Raw genomic sequence first — 22,391 nt, forward strand, 5'->3', positions numbered from 1 at the left:
CTCGAACGTTAGGATACGAACTCCTTACGCGCGGGTAGCGTTTTTTTCGTTTATATGCTGACTTCCTCGGATTCCACCGCTCTACCACTCATCCAACAGAGAACGAATGCAACGGCCGCACAAATTCCCAACCACAAATTTAGTAACATAGCCGCTCCGATTGCGACCATGGCTGCCGTAAAAAATAGATTTCTTGATACGTGCGGCATCTTGAACGCGAATGCACTCGCCACGAGAAAAAGCATAGAGATAAGCATTGTTAATATCCCGGCGTATGCTCCCGCCGTGCTGCTCCCAATAGAGGCTCCTAGAAAATAAAGTAATCCGTATATCCCAATAACTACAGTAAAAACCAATCCGATGATCCCCGTTGCTACTCGCATACAATTACCTCCGTATTATCGTTTCCCTATTCCTTCGACAATATGGACGGATTCCCCTTGTTTTTACCGTTAAATTCGCGGGGATTTAGGCGGTCTAACAACGTACTTGCACATTTGTATCAGCGGAATGGCTATGCGCTAATTCTCCGTGATTTGCGCGGTGAAATTACGTAATAGACAGCGTAAGTCATTCGCGTATTTCCGTCGATTTCCGCGCGAATTAATTTTTGTTGTCCTCTTCAAATTGCAAAAGTACCGATATGTCCGTAATTCCTAACGCGTGTGCAATCTTTTCAAGCATTTCCAAATTTACCTCCTGACGGTCAGTGCTACTTAGTTTCGATATTCTAGCCTGCGCAATCCCCGTAAGTTTTGACAAATCCATTTGTGTCATACCTCTTTCTTTTAGTACCTCTTTAATTTTAACTTTTATTTTCAACATAAAAAATCACCCCTTGACATAATATGACCCTAAGCGTATATTATAAATATGACCATAAGCGTATATTAAAATAAATATACCACTAATTTACGGGAAAGTATACACTTTTCTGCTAGTTTCTTACTGTCAAAAAGGGGGTTGCGTCTAATGAATTTTGAATTATTAAACAAATACGCGATTGAGTACGTAGCATGCCGAAACAATGATACTTTCGCCCCTCTTTATAATGAGGCCATGTGTCTGTTTCAAGTGAGTAATCGATACAAATTGAGAAGCTTAGGTTGTGGTGATGGGTTTGACGCGGATTCAATATTCAATGATGTAATCCTCTCATTGGCACAACGCGATGACATACAAGAATTTGGGAGAATGCTCGCGGTTTCACTACGTAAGGCACGGCTGTCATTTGCTAGGAAAGAAGGACGGAGGCGGAAACGTGTAAGCTTCTCGTTGGACGAGCCGTTAGACGTTGAAGGACGTCTATTCTGCGTGCCAATAGTTGACGATAATCCAATACACAAAAAGAAAGAGGCGGAACAATGTGAATTGCTTCAATTCATTATCAAGAAATCAGGGGATGAGGTGGCGCAGGCAATAGAGGAAGCCAACAAAACACTCACGACTAGGTTTTCTGTGAATGCGATTTGCGGAATGATCGGTGTTCACCATATGACGGGAGAGCGCGCGCTGAAACGTTTGGCTCGATACTATGACGTTAATATACACGGAGACATAACGGACTACCTACCGGATGGTGTACGAGTTGCTCGAAAATATCTATCGGCATAATACCGCCCGAAGAGTTTGCAGCACAAGTGGACGAAACGGAAATTAGACGGTTAGAAGAGGTGTAACGCAATTACAACGTTTCCGTTAAGGTGTCCCGATTTCGCGGTTTCCATGGGGAATTAAAAATGTACGAATAAAGTGTGCGAAATCGATTCGGTCGGCAACGTATTAGGTATACGAACGAAGGCGTAGATTATCCGTGCCTTTGATCCACGAACTATTACGTTAGTTCCCGTAGTGTTAAAACACGGCGCGAACATGCGATATATAACGGGAGTCGTAACGACTCTTTCGCTACGGCTTCGCCTTGCGTCTGGTCCGGACAAGCCGTCCCAGAGCATATCCTTATCCGCGTGATTTTTAATATACAAAATATAATCGCAGGTTAATAGATATTCCATGCGCCATGCTTTTTGGCGGATGGGGCAAGGAGTGAAGCGACGCGGCAGGTTATTAGGTTACGTTACTATTTAATTTTTACCGCGATATATTAACGGTATTATCTAAAGAGAAGAGAGACAGACACGTTGAAAAACGCCGATATCCCTTGTGGCTCTAGGCATTGACGGCGTTTTTACGTGTTCCCGAAAGGCAACCTATATTGTTAGTTTTGTTCCCGAAAGGCAACCTATTTTTAGGAGGGGTTCGAATGAGTGTAGAACGCTCGAGAGAATGGAAGGGAATGGCTCCAAGACAGAAGGCTAGAGTATTTGACGCAATGAAAAACGCGAGAGTGGTCAACGGTGCTATTATCGCCCTTGACGGTGTTGACGTTTCGCACCGTCTAAAACTGGAACCTCGCAAAACGGAATCACAAAAGAGATACGCTAGGAACCTGAGCGTAATGGGAAGATTCGCGGAGGAGAACGGAGGATTCGTATCCGCCTTGTATGAACCGTGCGTGACGACGATGGAGCGATTTCCGTCACTTTCACAATCGGACATAGCGCGGCTAATGTTTATCGCAACTTACACCGGATATGATGACGGGCGTATACGACATGATAACGGCATCGCTCTAACGCGGGATACGTTGACGAAATTAATAGGAATAAGCCGCGCTCGGTTTTCGGAGTTCTATCGGCGACTACTGGCAGAGGATGTATTGCGCGAGGAGGACGGTGCTATTCTAGTTAATCCAACCGTTTTTCAACGCGGCGAGTCGAGCGAAGAAATCGCTGACCTCCAACGTATACGTCTCTATCGTCAGACTATACGCGGACTGTACGAGGAGTACGGCAAGGGGCGGGACGTTAAACAATTGGCGATAGTGTTTTTGGTGATCCCGTTTCTTCATTTTAATACGAATATCGTCTGCTATAATCCGCGGGAGTACTATTACGATAACATTTCGCCACTAACGGTCGATAAACTGGCCGCGCTTCTCCATTACGCAGACTCCGCGAAGCTCAAACGCGCTATGAACGGCGTTAAATTGGGCGGTCAACCTGTCTTTGTATTTGTAGAGGATGTTCACGACAAGCGCAAACGTCGTATTGTAGTTAATCCGCGCGTTGTATTCGCCGGTAACGCGGAGGGTTTAGAGCAAGTGCGGGCTTTGAGCGTCCTATTCAATTGATATATCGTAAGGACTAACGTAGATAAGAACGAAATCTAGGGGGAATTTCGTATGATCGTTCAATTAGCTGATCCGCCAATTACTGCCGAGGTTGTGTACGATCGTTTTCGATCTCACTTTGAATCAATCAGTACCACGGAATTACTAGCGGCGGCTCGATCCTCGCTGCCTAATACCAAGAAAGAGTATTATCAAGAAAATGCAAAAACATCGATTGACGACCGAAAGCGAATAGTGGAGGAAGTGGTTCCTCTTACATATCGGTACTTTGATGAGCGTCAGCCGGACGGGTATGTTAAGAAGCGACCGAGGGCGTTATGCTTTCCGACATTTAATGAATATCAAGCGCTTGAATTGCTAACGGACTATATTATTGCGGATGACTTGAAAGCGGGATTGACGCTTAAAGACCGTTTTCGTGAAGAGATGGACGAGAATTGTTTCGAATATCCTCCGTTAGGAAGTGGAGCGCGGGCATATCAAGAATTAGAAATGAACTTTCTTACCCCGAAGCTATTAGCAAATCGTAAAGTATGCGAAGTGTGCCGAAGTTACTTTATCGATACGAGTCGGGCAAATAACGCTAAACGGTGCAGTAAGCGTTGCATGCGATGGGCGGAAATGTTGCGGAAGAGAAAAAGTCGTAACGATGAGGATTCACGTAGACTTCGTGACCGTGAGCGCCAGCAATATGAATATCCGTTTTATAGTCCGTACGAACTCGAACATATTAACAAGTTTCCCGAAGCTTGTTATTCTGAGGATTCAATAAACCGAAAAGTGCAACAACAAAAGCGAGGAGGACGAAAGAAGCCGCAGGATGTTACTATGGACACCGCGAATGTTAGCGGACATTTCAAACCGTACAATCCGAGTATAGTTGGAGAGAGTGGACAAATGATAGTTAAGCAAAGAAGGCCGGAAGTAATTAAGCGCTATTTACGTATGAAGTACGGCACAAAGAAAGATACCCCGGACATCCGTACATATAGTTGAGAAGGGGGAACGTCAGTTCTGCGTGAGCGCCTATACGCGGAAATCGTTTCTTATTTTTTTGTGGTGTAAACCGATAAAAAGGAAAAATAGATAAAGGAGGGTAATAAATTGGATGGATTAGCGATTCAAGCGTTGCGCTATGAAAGAGGAATGTCCCAGGTGGAACTTGCGAGAGCGATCGGTATTAGCCAACCAAGATTATCAGAAATGGAAACGGGGTTGGTACCTGTCACGCTTCGTGTTCGAATACGGGTTGCTCAGGTATTTAATATTAACGACGAAGCTATTGAGATGATCCGTCGCGTAAAAAAAGCGGAGCAGGTAGTCTTTTAATTTTTTTGTTATTCAAGAAAAAATGACGGTATTATCCATATATATCATAACAAAAAAGCACCTATGGTGCAAGTATTAAATTATCGAGGGGGCGAGTGAGATTAGCAAACAATTAGCAGATACGAGTAAAAGGATGCTCGTTAAACATACGATCGAAGATGGGATGCACATTATTAAGATATTTACACCATGTTCAAGGGAAGATTGGCGATGTGCGAGGTGGCCCGTTTCAGAAATAGCAACGTCCTTAAATGCGTTGTTTAACGGCTACTTCGAAGCTTGTGACTGGTGCGGTACGTTTGGAGCTAAAGAGGTTGCCGTAACATCTACGGACGCAGAGGCGTTGGAAGAGTTCTCGCGAAAGATTGACGATTACCGAGAAGCGGACGGTAGCGAAGAATGAACGATATGCAATCGAGCGCTGTGTCATACTGCGACTATTATCAATCTGGCGGGATGTGTGCGTTAACTCAAGCATTATTGACCGACGGTGATCCACGTTGTAAGGAGTTCCGCGAACCATCCGTAGAGTGCCGATTCCTACGGCTTTTTGTCATGCGTCCGAAGAAATGGAGGCGTTAGAAGATGTATTTTTGCGTTGGCGGCAAAAAACGAGAATATTTACACGCGCATTCACTTGCATGACGGCAAGACGCTAGACTTTTATTTCGGTGCTGACGTTTCAATCCGTTACGCTGCGTTTTTGATGCCGGAGTTACTCAAAAAACGATTAGGCAACCGTTGGCGACGTTACGTAGCTACGGAAGTGAAAGAAATAACACCAACTAAAAAGGAGAGAGTGGAAAAATGAGCAAACAAGTTAAGGCGATTTCAGAGAAAACGGTAATGGAACAGTTTAGATGCGAAGTTGATACCATTGATAAGGCAATAAAGAAAGAGTTGTCAGAAAGTGACCGCATAGAAGTTGAAGTTACGGATATGAGATCGCAAATTGAGGACTTAAGGATGACACAAGCTATCGATCCATCAAAGCTTGCGCAATGTGAACGTGAAATCCAATCCTTGAAATCGAAAATAGACGAGTTATGCACTACTAAGCAAGGTTGCTTAGAGCGATCTGAGGCACTAATAAAAGCAAGACCGAGACGTCTTGGCGCTCTGAGAAATGCCGCAAAGGAAGAGTTAGATTCAATTGTCGATGGAAAAAAGACAGAAATAAAAAGTATTCAAGAGTCATTAAAGGATCTGAGAGCCGATTATATTACTCGTTTACGCCAAATGTGGGAAATGCGTAATGACATGAGGGGAACGATTGAGGACTTCCAAGAATTATCGCGAACAATTGATAATAGTTTCGATGCGCTCAATTATGGACAGGCGTATCCAGAAGTAAAAGGCATGTCGAGCAATTATGGAGGCAACGCCGACCCTTATTTTCCGTTATTGAGTGAATGTCATGCTGTCCTAAGTAACGGTACACTGCCTCCGTGGTATTTAGAGCGGCAATCGAAGTCCTAAGACGAGACAAAAAGAAGCAAATGGGGGTTATTATATGAATCAACAAACCAAAGCCGAATTAAGTGAAGCCATATTGAGAAATCCGGTGTTAACAATGGCTGCCGGATACGCTGCGTTAAATACCGGAAGCGATGTTGTACTTGAAGACAACACAAACGACTTGTCTGGGATGACTCCAAGAGAGCTGTTTACACATTCGTACAAAGTCGATGAGCACACGCATAGCACTGATGTTAACGAGGAAGTAGAGGCTAGTATTAGTGAAGCGCGTAGAGAGTACGCAGAAGCTATACGCGAGGTAAACCTAGCACGTGCGGATTTGGCAAGGGTGAAAGAACTAAACGAGAAGCTACTAATCTAAAATGGCGGGAGAAGGTGTGAGTATGTGGCTAAAAAGTCAAATTGAGGATGAAACTTGGCTCCAAAAGGAGTCGAGAGCATTTATAAATCACTATGATGACCTGACGCGAGGATTATTTAACGAAAGCTTTTCCCTAGAGTCATATACATTAAAGTTACGTCAACTCTTTCGATTTAGCGAACTTTTAAGTCAGAGTAGAGACGCTAGGATGGTAGAGCTATCGGTTATCATACGAGATATTACGGGGGCCCTACGTTCACAAGGACAGAGTTTTAATGCTCTTCGAAAGTGGGACTTAGCATATAGCGAAGAAACGAGACTTTTTCCGAAATTACACAACAACGGCAGTACTTAACTATGGGAGAGAGTAAAACGTAATCTAAAAAATAATCGGAGGTTGATTATAGATGACTAAAGGTTTAGACGCACTACTCGGAGCAACGTTAGATTTGAAGAAAGAGGTATATATTCCGCGTTTGAAAACACATTTTACGACTCGCGCAATCGATAACGTCGATCTGCAGAAAGCACGTGAGCAAGCGTCCATCTACGAAGGTACCGGCTCTAAGCGTGAGAAGAGGCTAGACAACGATTTGTTTAACGCGGTACTCATCGCAAAAGGTTGCGTCGATCCCGAGTTTAGTAATAAGGCATTGATTCAGCGCTATGAAGCGTCCGATGCGGCAGATTGCGTTAAGAAGGCGCTATTGCCAGGTGAGCTTGCGAAGTTGAACGAGGCTATCCTCGCATTGTCCGGATTCGGCGACGAAGAAGAGGCGATTGAAGACGCAACGGAATAAGCGTTAGTAGGGAGAGCGGCGGGATAATACGTCGTTCTCTCTCTTTGTTTTATTTAAAGGGGAGGTTTGATACGTGGAGACATTACAACACGAATTAAAAATGTTAGAAGGTTTATGCGGAGACATCCATAGAGATATCCGTTTTAGGAGGTATGACGAGGCAAAGTTTAAGGCGCGCGTAAGCGAAATGACGAGCATTATAAAGCGGTGGCAAACGGATGATCGTTCCAACATAAGGTTCATCGGAATAAAAATGGCAGAGACGTTAACGTCGATCATTAAACTTGCAACCGTGACACAAGACGGACGTAAGTGGAACCGCCTACGTGCGAAAATCGAACACAATTCTGATCTTATAGGCAAGTTAGCAAAAGAGGTGAAAGTCGATGGCGTTTGAAGTAAAGTCGGTCCTACGTTTAGAAGACAAAATGTCCGGCCCGTTACGCAAGGTTGAGGAATCGATCAAGAGAACAGAGCGGATTGCAAATAGGGCCGGGGATGCGATGGCGCGGTCAGATCGTATCACGCAGAGTCTAGGTGGATCATTTGCACGAATGGGCTCGTCCGCCACTAATGCCCTCGCCGGCATTACAAGTCGGGCCGCTAAGACTTCCGCCGCAGTCGCCGGTATTGGTATAGCTGCGGGTACGGTTGCTGCCGGTATTGGCACAATTAAGCTGTTTAAGGACGCGTTAAAAGGCGCTTCGGATATTGAGCAGAATAACGTAGCGATGGAGCATTTTATCGGACTCACGCAAGGTGCCGAGAAAGCAAAAATAGCTACGAAAAGTTACGTTGATTACCTTGAGAAGAACGCGAATCTAACGCCGTTTGAGACTGGCGACGTAATGAACGCAGGTAGACGACTAATTAACGTAACGAGTGGAGACATCGCTCAGGCGAAGCAGTTGCTTACGGTATCCGAAAACATGAGCGCGCTCAATCCGGGAAAATCGCTAATGGATGCGGTAGAGGCATTGGCCGACATGAAAACGGGCGAAACTGAGCGCATGAAGGAGTTCGGATTCAAAGTTACCGCGAAGCAAATGGCGGCTGCTGGCGGAGGCGATACAGTTAGAGGCGCGATGAAGTTAATGTTAACGGACGTTGCAAAAACCTTCGATGGCGGTGCGGACAAGCTTAGTAAGACGAGCCTGGGCATGTGGTCAACGATTACTGGGACGTTTAAGACGGGAATTGCGCACATGGGGACTGAGACGCTAGACCACTTGAAACCGCAGCTTGAGCGTTTATCCAAATACCTCACGGATGGTGGCGCGGATAAGTTATTTGCGGCTGGATCGCGGATGATGACGAAGACACTTGACGGGATAATCAGAGGTGTCGATAAAGTAAAAAATTATTTAGACAGGCACTATTTTAACAACCCAGACTTCCAAAAGATTACAACCTTCGAGGGACAGATCGGCTTTATATTCAACGATTTAACTAAATCGTTTGATACTTGGTACACCTCGGGCGGTGATAAACAGATTTCCAACATCACAAACAGTGTGATTTCGTTTTTAAGCAATTCACTGTCCGCCTCATCCGAGAAATTACTAGGGGTAGGGGTTAGCCTAGGTTCATCTATTGGGAGCGGTATGTTGAAGGGTTTAGAGCAATTTGCCAAAGATAATCCACTTATGTCCGCGCTAATCACGTACATTGTTACTCCTGGACCGCCTCAGGTTAAATTAGCCGCTGCCACAGGTGTTGGTACCGGTATAGCTGGGCCTGTGATCAAATTAATAAGTGATACCGTTAGTGATATCGACAATATATCAAAAGGTGTTATGAGCGACATAAACACGTTCAAGGAAAAGGGATTCTCCGCGGGTATAGATAACATCACTAACGGAGCCAAGAAAAACTGGGAGATTGCACCTGTTTACGATGACAACGGAAAACGCTTGTTAGGTAAGGCATTAAAAGACTGGGATGCGGCGCAGAAGGCGAAAGCAAACGGTTTTTATAACGATAAGGTCTTCACTAACCCGTTAAATAAACAGGGATACGAAGTTAACCCAATGGTTGATCGTTTAAAAAACGTAGTCAAACCAGACGGCAACCATGCAGGTGGACTCGCACGCGTACCGTACGACGGGTATGTCGCGCGTCTCCATAAGGACGAAACGGTACTAACACGTGGTCAAGCCGAGGATTACCGTAACGGTAACGGTGGAAACGGCGGCGTAACCGTGAATATAAACGGCGGTACTTACAATGTACGGAAAGACGACGACATTGACTCAATTGCACGTGGATTAATACGACTAATTAACGAAGCGGAAGGTGCGGTTGCTATTGCATAACTAAAGCAGCGTGTAAACTTGCGCAAGCACACCGGAACCTTCCCCGTTACTTAATGCGTTAATCGACTAAAGCGTTGGTGTATATGGGATTGTGCGTAAGGTGAACGTATGGTTGCGGAGTAACGTCCGTTGACATTAGTTTACGTCGGCTGGACGTCACTCACCGGGGACGCGCCTAAACCTCGGGGTGTCGGCGTCTAATTCGTAGGGGCGGACACACAACGGAACTAAACTGCGGCACAATTTCGAGTAAATGCGATAGTGGCGCGTGATTAAGCGGTTTTATACAGTGAAATTTAGGTTTAGTTTGGTTTAGTTTTTTTGTGTTTTATTGTGGATATAGCGTGAATTTCATCCGTTATACGTATGTGTCCGCATCCACATCGGAGTGAAGTACGGTCAAAAACGGACAGAAGATGATAACAGCGCGTGTTATGCGGATTTACGGTGGTTCACGTTGCTTCACATTTAACACGAATACATCGGCTGCACGTTCTTTCTGCGTGACCCTTCGAAACTTTTCCAATTCATGCGTATATAACGGCAAACCTTCGACCAACAAGACTGCATAAACGATGTATAAACGGTGCATAAACGCATGTTTCCGTTAATGCGCGGTACTTGCTCTCGTTTAGTTACGGCACGGAAACGGCTAGAACGTAGGCGTAGCGCGGGATTGCGGCATCCGTGGATATACGTAGACATCCGCGCATAATGTGGGTTTTGTACAGATGTAGGTCACGTTAATACGTTATTGTTCTAAAGTGAGGGGGCATAGGCGGGGGTCGCCCCTCTGCGGTTATCCGTTTGGTGTCACTAAAATCCGCGCAGTAAAAAATCACTTTGAAAATACGGATCGACACGATGACCCCCAAGGCACTCTTTGATATGGTTGCGTTAACTGTAAGGAAATTGCGCACAAATTATTAATCCCATAGGGAACGGAGATGCTACGGTTAAAGCCGGAGTATCCATATATCCTCCCCTGTGGGTTACTATAATATTTTCGTCAAACGTTTCTGTATCTACGAACCTGAAAGGCTTAAATGAGCGTAACGACTGGGTCGGAGACTTAGCCTCGCAGGAGTTGTCTGCCTGAAACTGCTTCCTCGAAATTCCTCGAGCAGACCAAGGGAGCGTGCGCGACCGCATCGTGAATACGGTGTTATACATAGCTACTTCACCTTCGAATTTGCATTCAAATAATTACTTTAATTTCTTTGTATGTGTATAAAAATTTAAGGTGTTTAGAAGTTTCAAAGAAACATCAGGATAGTGCGGTTTCAACAGTTTAAAATAATTAGTTAATTCCATCATTCCTGTTTCATTATTGAAATAATACGGCCAATTACAGCATAACAATTTCATATTTGGATAATTCTTAAGAGGGACAGTAAAGGGAATGAAAACATGATTTTTATTTATTTCTTTGTTTTCAATTAACTGTATAATACACTCTTCTACCTCGAAGGTTGCTGACGGAATCTGAATGACACCTATCCAATTAGCTATCTCATACCATGAAGCTACTTCATCAATTGCCGGTCCTACCATCACATTTCCACGTTCGGTGAATTCTCCGTATCCAGTGGCTCCCCTCAAGGGTATACCTAACTTAATAGATTCACTTACAATTCTAGCTGTTACCCCAGCGTGAAATAAAAGTGCATGTTCCGGTTCTCCATAAGTTAGAAGTACGATAGTATCTGAAATACTCTTTACTTCAATTTCAAGGTCTTTAAAATAATTAGTATCACCATTACCAAGTGTTTCTTGATTTAATAAATTTTTAATATTCCTTTTTGATTCTTTAATCATGGACAGCAAATTATCCATTGCTTCAGGGTTTCTTTGCCATATTCCTTTCCATCCTAGAACATCTAAAAAAGTTACCGCACCTTTTTTCATTTTATTCATCTTGATATCCCCCAATAAAAGTTTGAATCTTGGTTTTATGAATTGCAGTAATTGGGTTTAACGTCATTTTCACGAACTTCGTAAATAGGGTATTCGCGAAACTTTTCAACTATCCTGCCAATTAAGCTTAACATGAAAATCAACATTAATCGTTAACATAGCCTTTTTATTTGGGGCAAATGTGTTACAATGCATACAAACATACGTTCGAGGTGATGCGCAATGTTAACGGATACTGATCGTAAAGTACTCCGTGTATTATTTAACCGTTATGGTCTAGCGATGACGCCGCTACACTTACCGGTACTATGCCGTTTAACACAACGGACCGAGACGCAGGTGATCGCGTCAATTAAACGATTGGGCGCGGAATCATATATTACGTTTGATAGTGTGACGAGGTATGCGCGAGTGATAGAACCGTTTGAACGCGGGGAGGAGGCGCCAAAGATAGCGGTGCCGATCCGGACGAATCACGGGTTCTATGATTAGCGCAAAGAACGCCACTCGCGGGAGATTCCGTTGGGTGGCGGTTTTTTTGCGTTACAGGACCGTTTGAAAGCGAAAACAGCACCGTAAAGGATTTTAAATAAACGATAAATTAACGCTAAATTTGCTTCGTACGTGGGGATTTGGTATAATTAGTAAGCGCGCAGGATTACGTGATTAGCGATAGGCGAAAACGTTAAATGAACGGTGAGGTCCTCGTGTGGCTGGCGAACATGAAAACGAATAAATCCCGTAACGACGCGGTTTCTACGACGTAATATACGAGTAAGGACTTAAAATCCTGCGGTAGGTGACTACCGTACCGGTTCGATTCCGGTCCTCGGCATACGAAACAAAAAACTTCCCTTTAAGCATTTATGCTGGAGGGAAGTTTTTTGTTTGTCTATTTTTTATACGCCAATTACTTTCTAGGAAAAGATATGTCCTGAATAACCCAGTGCCCAGGTAGAGCTGGATGGACCATTAGAAACTCAAGCGATGCTTGCTTCTTTCCACTATTTTTTGTGTTATTTAATGAATAACGAATAGCGGAAGAGAGTGTTGTTTGAAATGGTTCTAAAGTGGTTTTAACTAAAGTAGGCTTGCTTTTCTGAGATTTAGATGCGCGGACAGCGGATGTGAATGGAATGGTACCTACTTTTTCCATCGTCTGCCCTGTAACGGCTGCATATATGGCGGTGTCTTGTCGATTAATAGCTATCGTCCATAATTCGATTAGCTGCTCAGGTGAAAGTGTTGCTAAAAAGGCAGGTAGCTGTCCTGCGGCCAAATAGGTCATAGCTTGATGGGCAATGTCAAGCTTTAGATTGCCATGTGTGACACTCCCTACAAAATGAATACAGAAGTGTCCTTTAAAATCATTATCAGGAATGCCGTCCCCTCCATGGGGCATCCCGTGCATAGAACCTGCCCAAGTGTTACCTTCGTGCTGAATGAGTACGGCACGTCGAAGCCAGCTCCACTTTCCCCCATAGATTTTCTTCATTATCGCGGAATCAGCTTTTGATAAAGGCTGGACATCCGCATGCGCACTTCCAGCACGACGCTGTCCTTGAAATTGTAGTCCGGTTTCTAAATCCTTAATTGTAAACTTCGTATATTTGGGTAGTAAAACATTAATATCGTCCCATTTGATGAGCTTGCCGTAGTGCTTTGCACGAAGTTCAACTATTTCTTGGCGCAGCCTAGCTGTTGTCGAGCGGTCAAGTTGCAGGAGTGTTCTTTGATCAAGGTCTATAACTTCACCTTGCATCGTGACAGCATAGTGTGCGCTTTTCGGATTCTTTCTAAATGTAAGATATGTGTCAGCATACGGTGCGGGAAAGGGAATAGGAGTCCGCGCTGCTTGTATAAGTTTTTTTTGCAAATGCGTGATTGTTATGACATGTGTTGTTTTATAGGCTGCTGTTGGTGAAGATTGTACAGTTAACTCGACCTGATTATCGGCTGCTGTTGCAGTCTTGGGAGACCATATGGTGCAGATTATTGACAAAAGTAAAATGTTTCCCAGTACTCGGATCCATTTCTTATGAAGTTGTTTATCATTCATGTAAGAACACGCCTTTCGTCTTTATCCATTCGTACACTAGTTTTTGTTACAAGTCCACAAATTATTTCGAATTATTGGTACAATGGATCCAGATTGTCAAAAGGACGTGATTTAAAAATATGCGATCGACCAAACGCGTAATTGGTATTGTAGCTGTAACTGTGCTGGGACTACTGCTGGCCTATGTTTGGGTATTGCCGCTTTCTCTTGGCTTCACAGCTGGTTTAGTGTTTCTTATCGTAGTGACTGTGAAAAGTGGAACGTCATCCAAAGAAGTTTGGTCAGCGATGATTAAAGGGATCGAACATACGAAGGGAGTCGTGTGGATTCTTTCGCTTGTCGGTGTTCTAATTCCCGCATGGACGGCTTCAGGCACGATTCCATTTTTAATTGATGCAGGGTTATCTTTATTAAATCCAGCTTATTTCTTAACCTTCGCTTTCTTATTTTCAGGTGTGATTTCGATGATTCTTGGAACTTCTACAGGCACATTGAGTGCAGTAGGCATCCCACTCATGGGGGTGGCGGCTTCTTTACATATTCCACTGCCAATTGTTGCAGGGGCACTCATATCGGGCGCATTTGTTGGTGATCGCACATCACCGTTTTCATCCGCACATCGGTTGGTCGCCTCATCCACGGGCAATGCAGTTAGCGTTCAGCTAAAAGCACTCCTACCATCAAGTATGATGGCAATCATTACTTGTGTCATTGTTTACGGGCTTCAGGATTGGTTTGGAAAATGGGGTTCGCAAGCTGTGTTCACCGATGTGAGCACATACGCAACCTTTTTCACGTATAGTCCATATTCGTGGATCCCTTTGGTGTTACTATTAGGGGCAATATTATTGAGATTGCCAACAAAGTATGCATTCTTACTCTCTACAGTGGCCGCGATAATCATAGGCTCTATTTTGCAGGGTGTGAGTATGGGGCAATGGGTACAGACCTTATGGGAAGGTTATGACAATGTGTTAATTCCTTTTTTACATGCAAAGGGTTTAGTGCATATGATTGATCTTGTTATTTTGATCGCAATGGCAGGGGCATTTAATGGGATATTAGAAGATACACGTATGATCGAACCTTTTATGCAAAAATTGCTTGGTACTTCAACATCAATGGCGTCCGCGACGTGGCGTACGGGTTTGTTCGGTCTTGGGTTAGGGTTATTATCTTGTACACAGACATTGCCAATTATGATGAGTGGACGAAACATTTTGCCACTATGGAGTAATAAATTCCCACAGCAGCATCTCTCACGTGTAGTTGCAGACACTTCGCTCGTGTTCCCAGCACTTGTGCCATGGAACTTGCTAGCGATTCTATGTATGACGATCATAGGGGTTCCATTAGAGGAGTATGGTGGGTATGCGGTGTTTCTGTGGAGCTTGCCTTTATTCACTTTAGGTATGTCTTGGTATCACGATCATAATAAACAAAGGCAGGTTAGGGATGTAACTGCACATCTTTAATAGCGATCCTTATCATCGCCTTGATCGTCGTTTTCTTCTTTGGCCTCTTTTTCTTCATGGAATTCAACCGTTGTTTGACCGGTAATATAGTCAAAGGGTGTGTAGTTGCTATCGGGGAGCTTTTTGCCTTTAATGATTTTGACTGAAATAATAAGGAGTAGTGCAAGGATAGGTATGATTAGAGAAAGAGTGAGGTAAAGAGTGAAATTTTCCATTGTATCTTCCTTTACACTAAGGTGATAGGCACGATTTGCGAATTCTTTTGCAAGTCATGCCTATTTTAACATACTTTAAGCAAGATCCAAAGGAGATGTATGGGGAATCAGATCCATTAATCTAATGGAAAAAGCTGTGAGTTTATTAGACCCACAGCGAAAAATCTTTCTATTCAACCTGCTTACAAATTGGACGTAATTAGAACCGACATACGGTACAGCTAATGATAACTAAAAGTATAAAAAGCACTAAGATAGAACCTGTCGAAGTAAATCCACCAAATCCTCCAATTTCACCCATTTAACCCAGCTCCTTTCACTATTCACGTAATCGTGAGAGAGTATTGAATGTGGGTTCATGTGAGCGAACTGTGTTTAACACCCCATGACCACAGTTCAGTATATTGAGGGTGTGATGAATTGGATTGAGGCATTCGTGGAGATGAATGAGAATTAATTTTGAAAAGAGCCCTATCTTGACAGGGTAGGGGTTACTTTCATCCAATCCGTTTAAATGATTTGACATATTATATCTTGACTGAAGAGAGGGTTTCGAATGGGAGAAGTCTTTGAACGTCGCGGCTTGTTTACTTCCACCGGTTCAATTTTGGTTCTGTTTATACTATTAGTTATTATCTCTTGTACTTGCTTTATCTAACTAAGTTGTTTTTAAAGGTCACTCTATACGAGTGGCTTTTTTGAGCTAATAAAGTGATGACGAATATTGCACCCCAACTGGTGCTTTTTCTTTTGCCATAAACCAAATAAACGAATAACCTCGTATGTTCGTCCAATCAGAGAAAGTTCATAGGACATATGATGTCTCGAATGGATGGAAGGGGGGGGGTACAGATGGGAGATGTCTTTGAACGCCGTGGCTTGTTTACTTCCACAGGTTCCATTTTGGTTCTGTTTATACTTTTAGTTATTATTTCTTGTACTTGTTTTATCTAACTAAAAGGAAATGTAGAGAGATAAAATATGCAAAAATCAGCATCTGAACTGTGACCCGTAAGATGGAAACTTTGAAAAAAGTGACCCTCTTGCGGGTCATTTGTGTTTTAATCGAACTATTGGAAAAAAAGCGGGGGAAGAACTCATGAACAAAACGAGAGGTGCTGCAAAGATGTTCAGAAGAGTATTACGTATTCGCCTACGTTTAAACTTGCTGCGGTTAAGACCTATAAGGGAGGTCAAACCCCAATGGAAATTTTCCTACTGGAGATGGAGAATGACTTTTTTAAAAAGCTGAAGGCGCTCGAAAAGCAGAAGATGCAGAGGAAACATTGACACCCTCCGAGCGCTTTCAAATCATCAACCAAAGTATTCGTAAATAAGGTCAGCAACGAATGACGCGTTACCTGTGCAAGCTAGCCCGTGTGAGTTTAAGCGGTTATTACCGCTGGCTTTCGGCTGAGGAAGCCAGACAGTTGCGAGAGGAGGCAGACGAGCGTGATGCTTTCCTTATCAAGAAGCACTTTAACGCTTTGGATGGTAAAGCTGGAGCGACAAGACAAGTTGTGGCTCATTACCTATCCTCCTCTTTAGCCCTACCGCTGGTAGAGCGGACAATGGAGCAATTGCTAGATCGGCTGGATGGCAATATTCATCCTGAAGCTATCTTACATTCTGACCAGGGGATGCATTATACCCACCCCAAATTTCGTCTGCTCGTCAGCAGAGCAGACTTTAAGCAATCCATGTCCCGTAAAGGAAACTGCTGGGATAATGCCTCCATGGAGACATTCTTCGGTCATATGAAGGATGAGCTGGAGTACAAGACGTGTATTAACATTCAGGAATTAAGGGAGCGAGTAAACAACTATATGGAGTATTACAACTCCGGCCGTTACCAGTGGACATTAAAACAGATGACTCCTGATGAATTCAGAAGTCATCTGTTGACCGCCTAACCAAAGATCTTCTTTTTCAAACTGTCTACAAATAGGGTCACAGTTCACTCATCCGAGGGCGAGCTGCTTTTGACTGCTTGCTTGGGTATGAGTAGCATCCAAAATAATGGTTTTACTCTCAATGAGTCCATTCTCCACACATTGACTTACCACTTGTTTCAACACGTCTTCCACTTGACTTGCACCAAAGCGATGATTCCGAAAGTGCGACAATTGCGAGGCATCTGGTAAGGGCTCTCCAATGTATGGCGACTTTCTTGTTAGAAACAAAATCAGAGTTCAATGATCTTTGTTGCAACATTTTCACAAAATTCCCTATCATGCTCGACAAAAAGAATGGTTGGTGAGTATTTAAGCAGTAACTCTTCAATTTGCATACGAGAAATAATATCAATAAAATTAAGTGGCTCATCCCAAATATGCAAATGAACATTCTCACTAAGACTTTTTGCAATCAATACTTTTTTCTTTTGTCCTCCACTAAATGATGAAATATCCTTTTCAAATTGACTTCTGGAAAAATCAAGTTTTCTTAAAATCGATTTAAAAAGGCTTTCATCAATCCCGCTGTATGCAGCATAGTCGGATAAATTGCCTTGAAGATGGGATGTGTCCTGTGAGACGTAGGATACTCTCAATTGGCTGTCCTTCCTGAAGGTGCCTGTATAGTTAATATCCTCACCACAAATAAGTTTGATGATACTTGATTTTCCTGAGCCGTTTTTTCCGGAAAGAGCAATTCGCTCACCTTGCTCAATCGTAAAACTTACATCTGCACAAATGATCTTCTCACCGTAAAAAATGGAAACATGATCAAGTTCAGCGAGTTGGTTTTTATGAAAAGCAAGCTGTGAAATCTCTAAGCTGTCTGAGCTCTCGATATTTTTTAGGAGTTTAGACTTTTCATTAATAGCAGATTGCTGTCTTTGTTCAATAGCTTTAGAGCGTTTCATCATTTTAGCAGCTTTGTGGCCAATATATCCTTTATCTACCTTAGAACCGGAATTTCTTGTTCCGTTTTTTGTTTTTTCCACTTCATGTGACCAGTTGCCCGTCTGTTTAGCGGAATCTGACAAACGTTTAATGTCTTTTCTAAGTTTTTCGTTCTCTGCAAGCTCAAAGTTATCTTGCCTCATTTTATTTTCCCACCAGCTTGAAAAATTACCTTTTTGTATTTCTATGTTGGTCTTATTAATTGAAAGTATGTGATCTACACAGTTATCAAGAAAAGATCTGTCGTGAGACACCAAAATAAATCCGCTTTTAGATTTGAGATAATCACTGACCAGTTTTCTTGCATTCATGTCAAGATGATTGGTTGGTTCATCAATTAACAGAAAACTATTTTCCTTAATAAATAAAGTAGCCAGTAAAACTTTCGTTTGCTCTCCGTTAGATAATGAATCAAATGGCCGATATAAAACATCCTCAGAAACCTTTAATAATGAAAGCTCACGCATTAATTCCCAGTGAACATAGTCTGGAAAAATGTCGTTAATTACATCAAGCGTATTATTTTCTTTATTTTCAATAGGAAAAGGGAAATATTCAAAACCGACATTAGCAGAAATATTTCCACTGTATTCATATCTACCAAGCAACAAATTGAGAAATGTCGTCTTACCTCTACCATTTCTTCCTGTAAACCCCAATTTCCAATCGGAATTGATTTGGAAATTTACATTTTCAAAAATGTTATCGTAACTTCCTTCATAGGCAAACGTCAGGTTTGTAACATTTATTAATGACATAAAATTATCCTCCTGTATGAAAAAATAAAAGCTACAAGAAAGTTACATTCTTGTAGCTCAAATAAATACAGTTAATCAACCCCAGGACGGAGCTAAATAAGGATATATTGTTTGAGTGAAAGATAATGTAACTTTCTTGCATACAAAATAAAACACGCGAAAAATATCGCTTTTACTGTTTTATCGTTAGCAAGAAATTCTACATTATACTTTCAACTCCAGTCATTAATTTATGAGAATTATATCATCCTTATTATGAATTTTCAATAAATGAGTTTCTAGTTAATATCACCTAGATATATTCCGTGAGATATGCTGCTTCCTTTTGCAATTCCCATTATGTAAGTAACCAAATCTTTAGGAAAAAAAATGTGCGGACGATGTCGGGATGGACCGCTCCACAGGCTTCACGTGTCCGATCTGTTTTCATCCTCTTTCCTGCGCGTTTATCCATTTCCTCAGTCAATTAAAAAACCTCTCAATCGTAAGATTACGAATGAGAGGTTTATACACGGAGCGGATATCAGTATAGAGCTTGACCTGTACCCTGCGTATTGTCCAACGTTGGTCTATCTTATGAAAACGTTGCTACTACGCGGTTTTTAATAATGTATGATCTGAGCGGGGATCGAACCCACGACCTCTACCCTGTCAAGATAGCGCTCTCCCGGCTGAGCTATCAGATCGTATGAAGTTACAAAGAGAATAATAGCAAATTATACTAGGCATTGTCAACCATTTCATGCGAATAATTAGCATGTCTGGAGTAAATAATATCACTTGGAATCTACTGGTGGAGGTTAACAACATGAATAAGTGGTTAAAGAAGACATCGATTACATCAGCGTTATTACTTTTGGCAAGTTCTTTTGGGGCCGCGTCTACAAATGCTGTTGCTTGGAATGAACCGGGTGTGATAGCACCAATCCAAGTCGAAATTAAGAATGGAAAAGGTGAAAAAATTGGTGATGCCAGTTTTTCGCAAGAGAAGGATGGCCTACACATAAAAGTGATTGTGAGCAATTTGACTCCAGGTGAACATGGTATCCATTTTCATGAGACAGGCAAGTGTGAAGGTCCAGATTTCGCTTCAGCAGGCGCCCATTTTAATCCTTTACACAAACATCACGGTCTAAAGAATCCGAAAGGACCTCATGCAGGCGATTTACCGAATTTAGTAGTGGGCGAAGATGGGAAAGCTGCGATGGAGTTTGTGACTAAAATGGTGACACTTCAGCCTAATGAATTCAACTCACTCATGAAAAAAGACGGAACTTCACTTATGATACATGAAAAAGCCGATGATATGATTACAGACCCTGCTGGTAATTCAGGTGCCAGAATAGCTTGTGGTGTGATTCATTAGGAAATATGAATTCGAATGGACAGCCGTCCCTTGATTGCGATAAAATGGACGTTACTTTCACTTGAAAAGGGAGGCTGTTATTACGCATGCAATTGGAAATGATTAACATAACAACGGATGAACAATTACAACAATGTTTTCAAATACGAAAAGAGGTTTTTGTAGTTGAACAGGGTGTTCCTCAAGATTTAGAATATGATTCCTATGATGCGTCGCCTGAAGCAGGTTATCATGTTCTAGTAACTGCTAATGGGCAGCCAGCCGGAACTGCGCGTTGGATCCCTTATAAAGAAAATACAGCTAAGCTTCAACGCGTAGCTGTTCTAAAAAATTTTCGAGGGCTTAGTATCGGAAATCAGCTTATTCTAGGTATGGAAAAAGCTGCAAAGGATCTCGGGTACTCGGGATCTGTCTTAGATGCACAATGCCATGCAGAACTTTTTTACAAAAAATTAGGCTATGTGGTCATTTCGGATGAGCCATTTGATGACGCGGGTATTCCACATGTACGAATGACCAAGCAATTTTAAATAATGTTTTGAATAGGAAATATTTCAGTGGAAACAAGCGGGAACCGAATGGTGAATTTGGTTCCTTTTTCTTGTACACTTTCTACTTCTATAACACCATCATGTTCTTGTACAATTTTATGGCAGATTGAAAGTCCAAGGCCGGTACCGTTTGGTTTAGAAGTGTAGAAAGGATGGAAGATTTTTTCCAGAGCATCACTTGAAATGCCTTTACCATTATCAGCTACTTCTATGACTGCCATTTGCTGAGATTCATACAATCGAATGAGGATAAAACCATCAGCACGGAGCGCTTCGTAACAATTTTTAACAAGATTTAATAGCAGTTGAAGAATTTTATCCGAATCCATCATGATTTGAAGTGGTTCTTCAGGAAGGATAAAGTTCATTTGGTATCCGAGCCTTACAATTTCAGATTCTGTCAGCGATACAACGCGGTGAATACAATCTTGCAAGCTAAGTAACTGCAGCTGAGTCGCATGAGGTTTAGAAAATTGGAGGAACTCTGCTGTCAGTGTGTTCATTCGAGTAATTTCAGCCATGATAAGCGGAAACCATTTTTCAATATTGTAGTTATTTGCTTGTGAAATTTGTAGGAATCCTTTAATGGTCGTAAGTGGATTTCGAATTTCGTGGGCCATACCTGATGCTAATTCCCCAACAACCTTTAATTTCTCCGAACGAAGCATATTTTCTTCACGTTTTAGCCAAATGTCTCTTTTCATATTAAAAAGATTACTTTCAGCAACAGAGATTAGCTCATCCTTCGTTTTTCCATTCTTAGGGGACATTGCAAATCCATATGTTACATTCATTCCAATTCGATTTGGTAAATCGATATTAAGATTTTGTTGGACTTTCTGAATGGTTTGTTCTTCATCTTCGTAATGCAGGGTAATAGCAAATTCGTCTCCACCATATCGTGCGATGATGCGTGCATCATGGAATAATTCTTTTAAAATATCAGCAGCCTGCTGCAAGATGAGATTACCGGCCTGAAAACCTTGCGAGGTGTTCATCGACTTTAAGTCCGTGCAATCGATCAAGATCAGAAGTGTATTCGAAGCTTGTGCACTTAGTAAACAATCCAGTTTTCGATGGTATTCTTCATAATTAAATAGTCCAGTAAGCGGGTCTTGAGTGATTAATTGATTCTTTTCTAAATGGAGTCGTTGTGTGAGGGTTGTAGATTGTAAAACAACATGGAGCAAGATAATGGTTGTACCAAAAAAGATGATATTATAGATGAGTTGAAACGTTGAATTCGCATGTTGAACATTATCATGAACTACAAGAAAAGATAGTACTTCGTAAGAGAAACTGTAGATGAAAAATGCGAGAATCATTCTCATCTTTGTGGATAAAAAATCAATGTCTCTCCAAATCAACAAAAAGTATAAAACGATGCACCAATTCGAAAGTGATAAATAGTGAAATGTACATACGACAAGTACGCGAAGTAACACCATGAAGGTTTTCTTAGATGTTGCTTGAAATACCCCGATTAGTAATATAGCACTTAAGATGAAAAGAATGGGTGTATTGGTGATCCGCATGAATAGTGAAGTGATTACGAGAAAGGCTACATTTACATAAAAAGCGAGGTTTAAAAGCAAATCATCACCCCTATTAGCGAGCATTCTTAACAACACGTAAAGATTCTATAATTATCAGAAAATTCCTGCTAA

26 protein-coding genes and 1 tRNA gene are annotated in these 22,391 nt (G+C 42.1%); 18 read left to right on the top strand and 9 right to left on the bottom strand.

The features are described 5' to 3' along the window. Nucleotides 1-50: 50 nt before the first annotated feature. Nucleotides 51-383: a hypothetical protein gene (locus ACSBOP_RS07550; protein ID WP_442603805.1), complete on the bottom strand. Its 333-nt coding sequence runs from the start codon at nucleotides 381-383 to the stop codon at nucleotides 51-53. A gap of 220 nt (nucleotides 384-603) precedes the next feature. Beyond that, nucleotides 604-825: a helix-turn-helix domain-containing protein gene (locus ACSBOP_RS07555; protein WP_442603806.1), complete on the bottom strand. Its 222-nt coding sequence runs from the start codon at nucleotides 823-825 to the stop codon at nucleotides 604-606. Nucleotides 826-972: 147 nt separating this feature from the next. On the opposite strand from ACSBOP_RS07555, the gene ACSBOP_RS07560 reads away from it, so the two are divergent. From ACSBOP_RS07560 to ACSBOP_RS07610, 11 genes are all read left to right on the top strand, one after another. Then, on the top strand, nucleotides 973-1,614 hold the full coding sequence (locus ACSBOP_RS07560) for a hypothetical protein (protein ID WP_442603807.1): 642 nt from the start codon (nucleotides 973-975) through the stop codon (nucleotides 1,612-1,614). Between the two features lie 649 nt (nucleotides 1,615-2,263). Then, nucleotides 2,264-3,193: a hypothetical protein gene (locus ACSBOP_RS07565; protein ID WP_442603808.1), complete on the top strand. Its 930-nt coding sequence runs from the start codon at nucleotides 2,264-2,266 to the stop codon at nucleotides 3,191-3,193. A 51-nt stretch (nucleotides 3,194-3,244) separates the two neighbouring features. Further along, nucleotides 3,245-4,189, top strand: a complete 945-nt coding sequence (locus tag ACSBOP_RS07570) for a hypothetical protein (RefSeq protein WP_442603809.1) — start codon at nucleotides 3,245-3,247, stop codon at nucleotides 4,187-4,189. 108 nt (nucleotides 4,190-4,297) lie between these two features. Then, nucleotides 4,298-4,522 carry a helix-turn-helix domain-containing protein gene (locus ACSBOP_RS07575; protein WP_442603810.1) on the top strand — a complete coding sequence of 75 codons (225 nt, stop codon included), beginning with the start codon at nucleotides 4,298-4,300 and terminating at the stop codon, nucleotides 4,520-4,522. 133 nt (nucleotides 4,523-4,655) lie between these two features. Further along, nucleotides 4,656-4,925 (top strand): hypothetical protein, encoded by a 270-nt coding sequence (locus ACSBOP_RS07580; RefSeq protein WP_442603811.1) that lies wholly within the window; start codon nucleotides 4,656-4,658, stop codon nucleotides 4,923-4,925. Nucleotides 4,926-5,120: 195 nt separating this feature from the next. After that, nucleotides 5,121-5,333: a hypothetical protein gene (locus tag ACSBOP_RS07585; protein WP_442603812.1), complete on the top strand. Its 213-nt coding sequence runs from the start codon at nucleotides 5,121-5,123 to the stop codon at nucleotides 5,331-5,333. Further along, nucleotides 5,330-6,001, top strand: a complete 672-nt coding sequence (locus ACSBOP_RS07590) for a hypothetical protein (RefSeq protein ID WP_442603813.1) — start codon at nucleotides 5,330-5,332, stop codon at nucleotides 5,999-6,001. Before ACSBOP_RS07585 ends, ACSBOP_RS07590 begins: the two co-directional genes overlap by 4 nt. 34 nt (nucleotides 6,002-6,035) lie before the next feature. After that, nucleotides 6,036-6,362 (top strand): hypothetical protein, encoded by a 327-nt coding sequence (locus ACSBOP_RS07595; RefSeq protein WP_442603814.1) that lies wholly within the window; start codon nucleotides 6,036-6,038, stop codon nucleotides 6,360-6,362. Between the two features lie 407 nt (nucleotides 6,363-6,769). Beyond that, on the top strand, nucleotides 6,770-7,162 hold the full coding sequence (locus ACSBOP_RS07600; RefSeq protein ID WP_442603815.1) for a phage tail assembly chaperone: 393 nt from the start codon (nucleotides 6,770-6,772) through the stop codon (nucleotides 7,160-7,162). Between the two features lie 73 nt (nucleotides 7,163-7,235). Beyond that, a complete protein-coding gene (locus ACSBOP_RS07605; RefSeq protein WP_442603816.1) occupies nucleotides 7,236-7,559 on the top strand; it encodes a hypothetical protein in 324 nt (107 codons plus the stop codon). Beyond that, nucleotides 7,549-9,477, top strand: a complete 1,929-nt coding sequence (locus ACSBOP_RS07610) for a hypothetical protein (protein WP_442603817.1) — start codon at nucleotides 7,549-7,551, stop codon at nucleotides 9,475-9,477. The genes ACSBOP_RS07605 and ACSBOP_RS07610 overlap by 11 nt, the downstream gene beginning before the upstream one ends. Nucleotides 9,478-10,683: 1,206 nt before the next feature. Here ACSBOP_RS07610 and ACSBOP_RS07615 read toward each other — a convergent pair. Continuing rightward, nucleotides 10,684-11,394 (bottom strand): hypothetical protein, encoded by a 711-nt coding sequence (locus tag ACSBOP_RS07615; RefSeq protein WP_442603818.1) that lies wholly within the window; start codon nucleotides 11,392-11,394, stop codon nucleotides 10,684-10,686. Nucleotides 11,395-11,616: 222 nt separating this feature from the next. Here ACSBOP_RS07615 and ACSBOP_RS07620 point away from each other — a divergent pair, with 222 nt between their 5' ends. Next, the gene (locus ACSBOP_RS07620; protein ID WP_442603819.1) at nucleotides 11,617-11,886 is read left to right on the top strand and encodes a hypothetical protein; all 270 of its coding nucleotides are present in this window, start codon (nucleotides 11,617-11,619) and stop codon (nucleotides 11,884-11,886) included. A gap of 418 nt (nucleotides 11,887-12,304) precedes the next feature. On the opposite strand, the gene ACSBOP_RS07625 is transcribed toward ACSBOP_RS07620, so the two are convergent. Next, the gene (locus ACSBOP_RS07625; protein WP_442603820.1) at nucleotides 12,305-13,453 is read right to left on the bottom strand and encodes a hypothetical protein; all 1,149 of its coding nucleotides are present in this window, start codon (nucleotides 13,451-13,453) and stop codon (nucleotides 12,305-12,307) included. Between the two features lie 119 nt (nucleotides 13,454-13,572). Between ACSBOP_RS07625 and ACSBOP_RS07630 the strand changes: the two genes are divergently transcribed. Next, nucleotides 13,573-14,928, top strand: a complete 1,356-nt coding sequence (locus ACSBOP_RS07630) for a Na+/H+ antiporter NhaC family protein (protein ID WP_442603821.1) — start codon at nucleotides 13,573-13,575, stop codon at nucleotides 14,926-14,928. On the opposite strand, the gene ACSBOP_RS07635 is transcribed toward ACSBOP_RS07630, so the two are convergent. Both ACSBOP_RS07635 and ACSBOP_RS07640 read right to left on the bottom strand, forming a co-directional pair. Beyond that, complete coding sequence (locus tag ACSBOP_RS07635; RefSeq protein WP_442603822.1) at nucleotides 14,925-15,143, bottom strand: DUF3951 domain-containing protein; 219 nt, start codon at nucleotides 15,141-15,143, stop codon at nucleotides 14,925-14,927. The two genes, ACSBOP_RS07630 and ACSBOP_RS07635, sit on opposite strands and share 4 nt — an antisense overlap. Nucleotides 15,144-15,342: 199 nt before the next feature. Further along, nucleotides 15,343-15,444, bottom strand: coding sequence for a YjcZ family sporulation protein (locus ACSBOP_RS07640; protein ID WP_442603823.1), 102 nt, complete (start codon nucleotides 15,442-15,444; stop codon nucleotides 15,343-15,345). 255 nt (nucleotides 15,445-15,699) lie between these two features. Between ACSBOP_RS07640 and ACSBOP_RS07645 the strand changes: the two genes are divergently transcribed. From ACSBOP_RS07645 to ACSBOP_RS07655, 3 genes are all read left to right on the top strand, one after another. Continuing rightward, a complete protein-coding gene (locus ACSBOP_RS07645; protein ID WP_442603824.1) occupies nucleotides 15,700-15,801 on the top strand; it encodes a sporulation protein YjcZ in 102 nt (33 codons plus the stop codon). A gap of 194 nt (nucleotides 15,802-15,995) precedes the next feature. Continuing rightward, on the top strand, nucleotides 15,996-16,097 hold the full coding sequence (locus ACSBOP_RS07650; protein WP_442603825.1) for a sporulation protein YjcZ: 102 nt from the start codon (nucleotides 15,996-15,998) through the stop codon (nucleotides 16,095-16,097). Between the two features lie 395 nt (nucleotides 16,098-16,492). Then, complete coding sequence (locus tag ACSBOP_RS07655) at nucleotides 16,493-17,056, top strand: IS3 family transposase (RefSeq protein ID WP_442603826.1); 564 nt, start codon at nucleotides 16,493-16,495, stop codon at nucleotides 17,054-17,056. Nucleotides 17,057-17,328: 272 nt separating this feature from the next. Here ACSBOP_RS07655 and ACSBOP_RS07660 read toward each other — a convergent pair whose 3' ends face one another. Together ACSBOP_RS07660 and ACSBOP_RS07665 are read right to left on the bottom strand one after the other, a co-directional pair. Continuing rightward, complete coding sequence (locus tag ACSBOP_RS07660) at nucleotides 17,329-18,807, bottom strand: Lsa family ABC-F type ribosomal protection protein (RefSeq protein WP_442603827.1); 1,479 nt, start codon at nucleotides 18,805-18,807, stop codon at nucleotides 17,329-17,331. Between the two features lie 613 nt (nucleotides 18,808-19,420). Next, nucleotides 19,421-19,493: transfer RNA gene (locus ACSBOP_RS07665), tRNA-Val, on the bottom strand. A gap of 122 nt (nucleotides 19,494-19,615) precedes the next feature. On the opposite strand from ACSBOP_RS07665, the gene ACSBOP_RS07670 reads away from it, so the two are divergent. Both ACSBOP_RS07670 and ACSBOP_RS07675 read left to right on the top strand, forming a co-directional pair. Further along, a complete protein-coding gene (locus ACSBOP_RS07670; protein WP_442603828.1) occupies nucleotides 19,616-20,173 on the top strand; it encodes a superoxide dismutase family protein in 558 nt (185 codons plus the stop codon). Between the two features lie 86 nt (nucleotides 20,174-20,259). Continuing rightward, nucleotides 20,260-20,703: a GNAT family N-acetyltransferase gene (locus ACSBOP_RS07675; RefSeq protein ID WP_442603829.1), complete on the top strand. Its 444-nt coding sequence runs from the start codon at nucleotides 20,260-20,262 to the stop codon at nucleotides 20,701-20,703. On the opposite strand, the gene ACSBOP_RS07680 is transcribed toward ACSBOP_RS07675, so the two are convergent. Then, on the bottom strand, nucleotides 20,700-22,319 hold the full coding sequence (locus ACSBOP_RS07680; RefSeq protein WP_442603830.1) for an ATP-binding protein: 1,620 nt from the start codon (nucleotides 22,317-22,319) through the stop codon (nucleotides 20,700-20,702). The two genes, ACSBOP_RS07675 and ACSBOP_RS07680, sit on opposite strands and share 4 nt — an antisense overlap. Between the last annotated feature and the right edge of the window lie 72 nt (nucleotides 22,320-22,391).

It is taken from the genome of Paenibacillus sp. KN14-4R (assembly GCF_052180255.1).
Lineage (GTDB): Bacteria > Bacillota > Bacilli > Paenibacillales > NBRC-103111 > Paenibacillus_AM.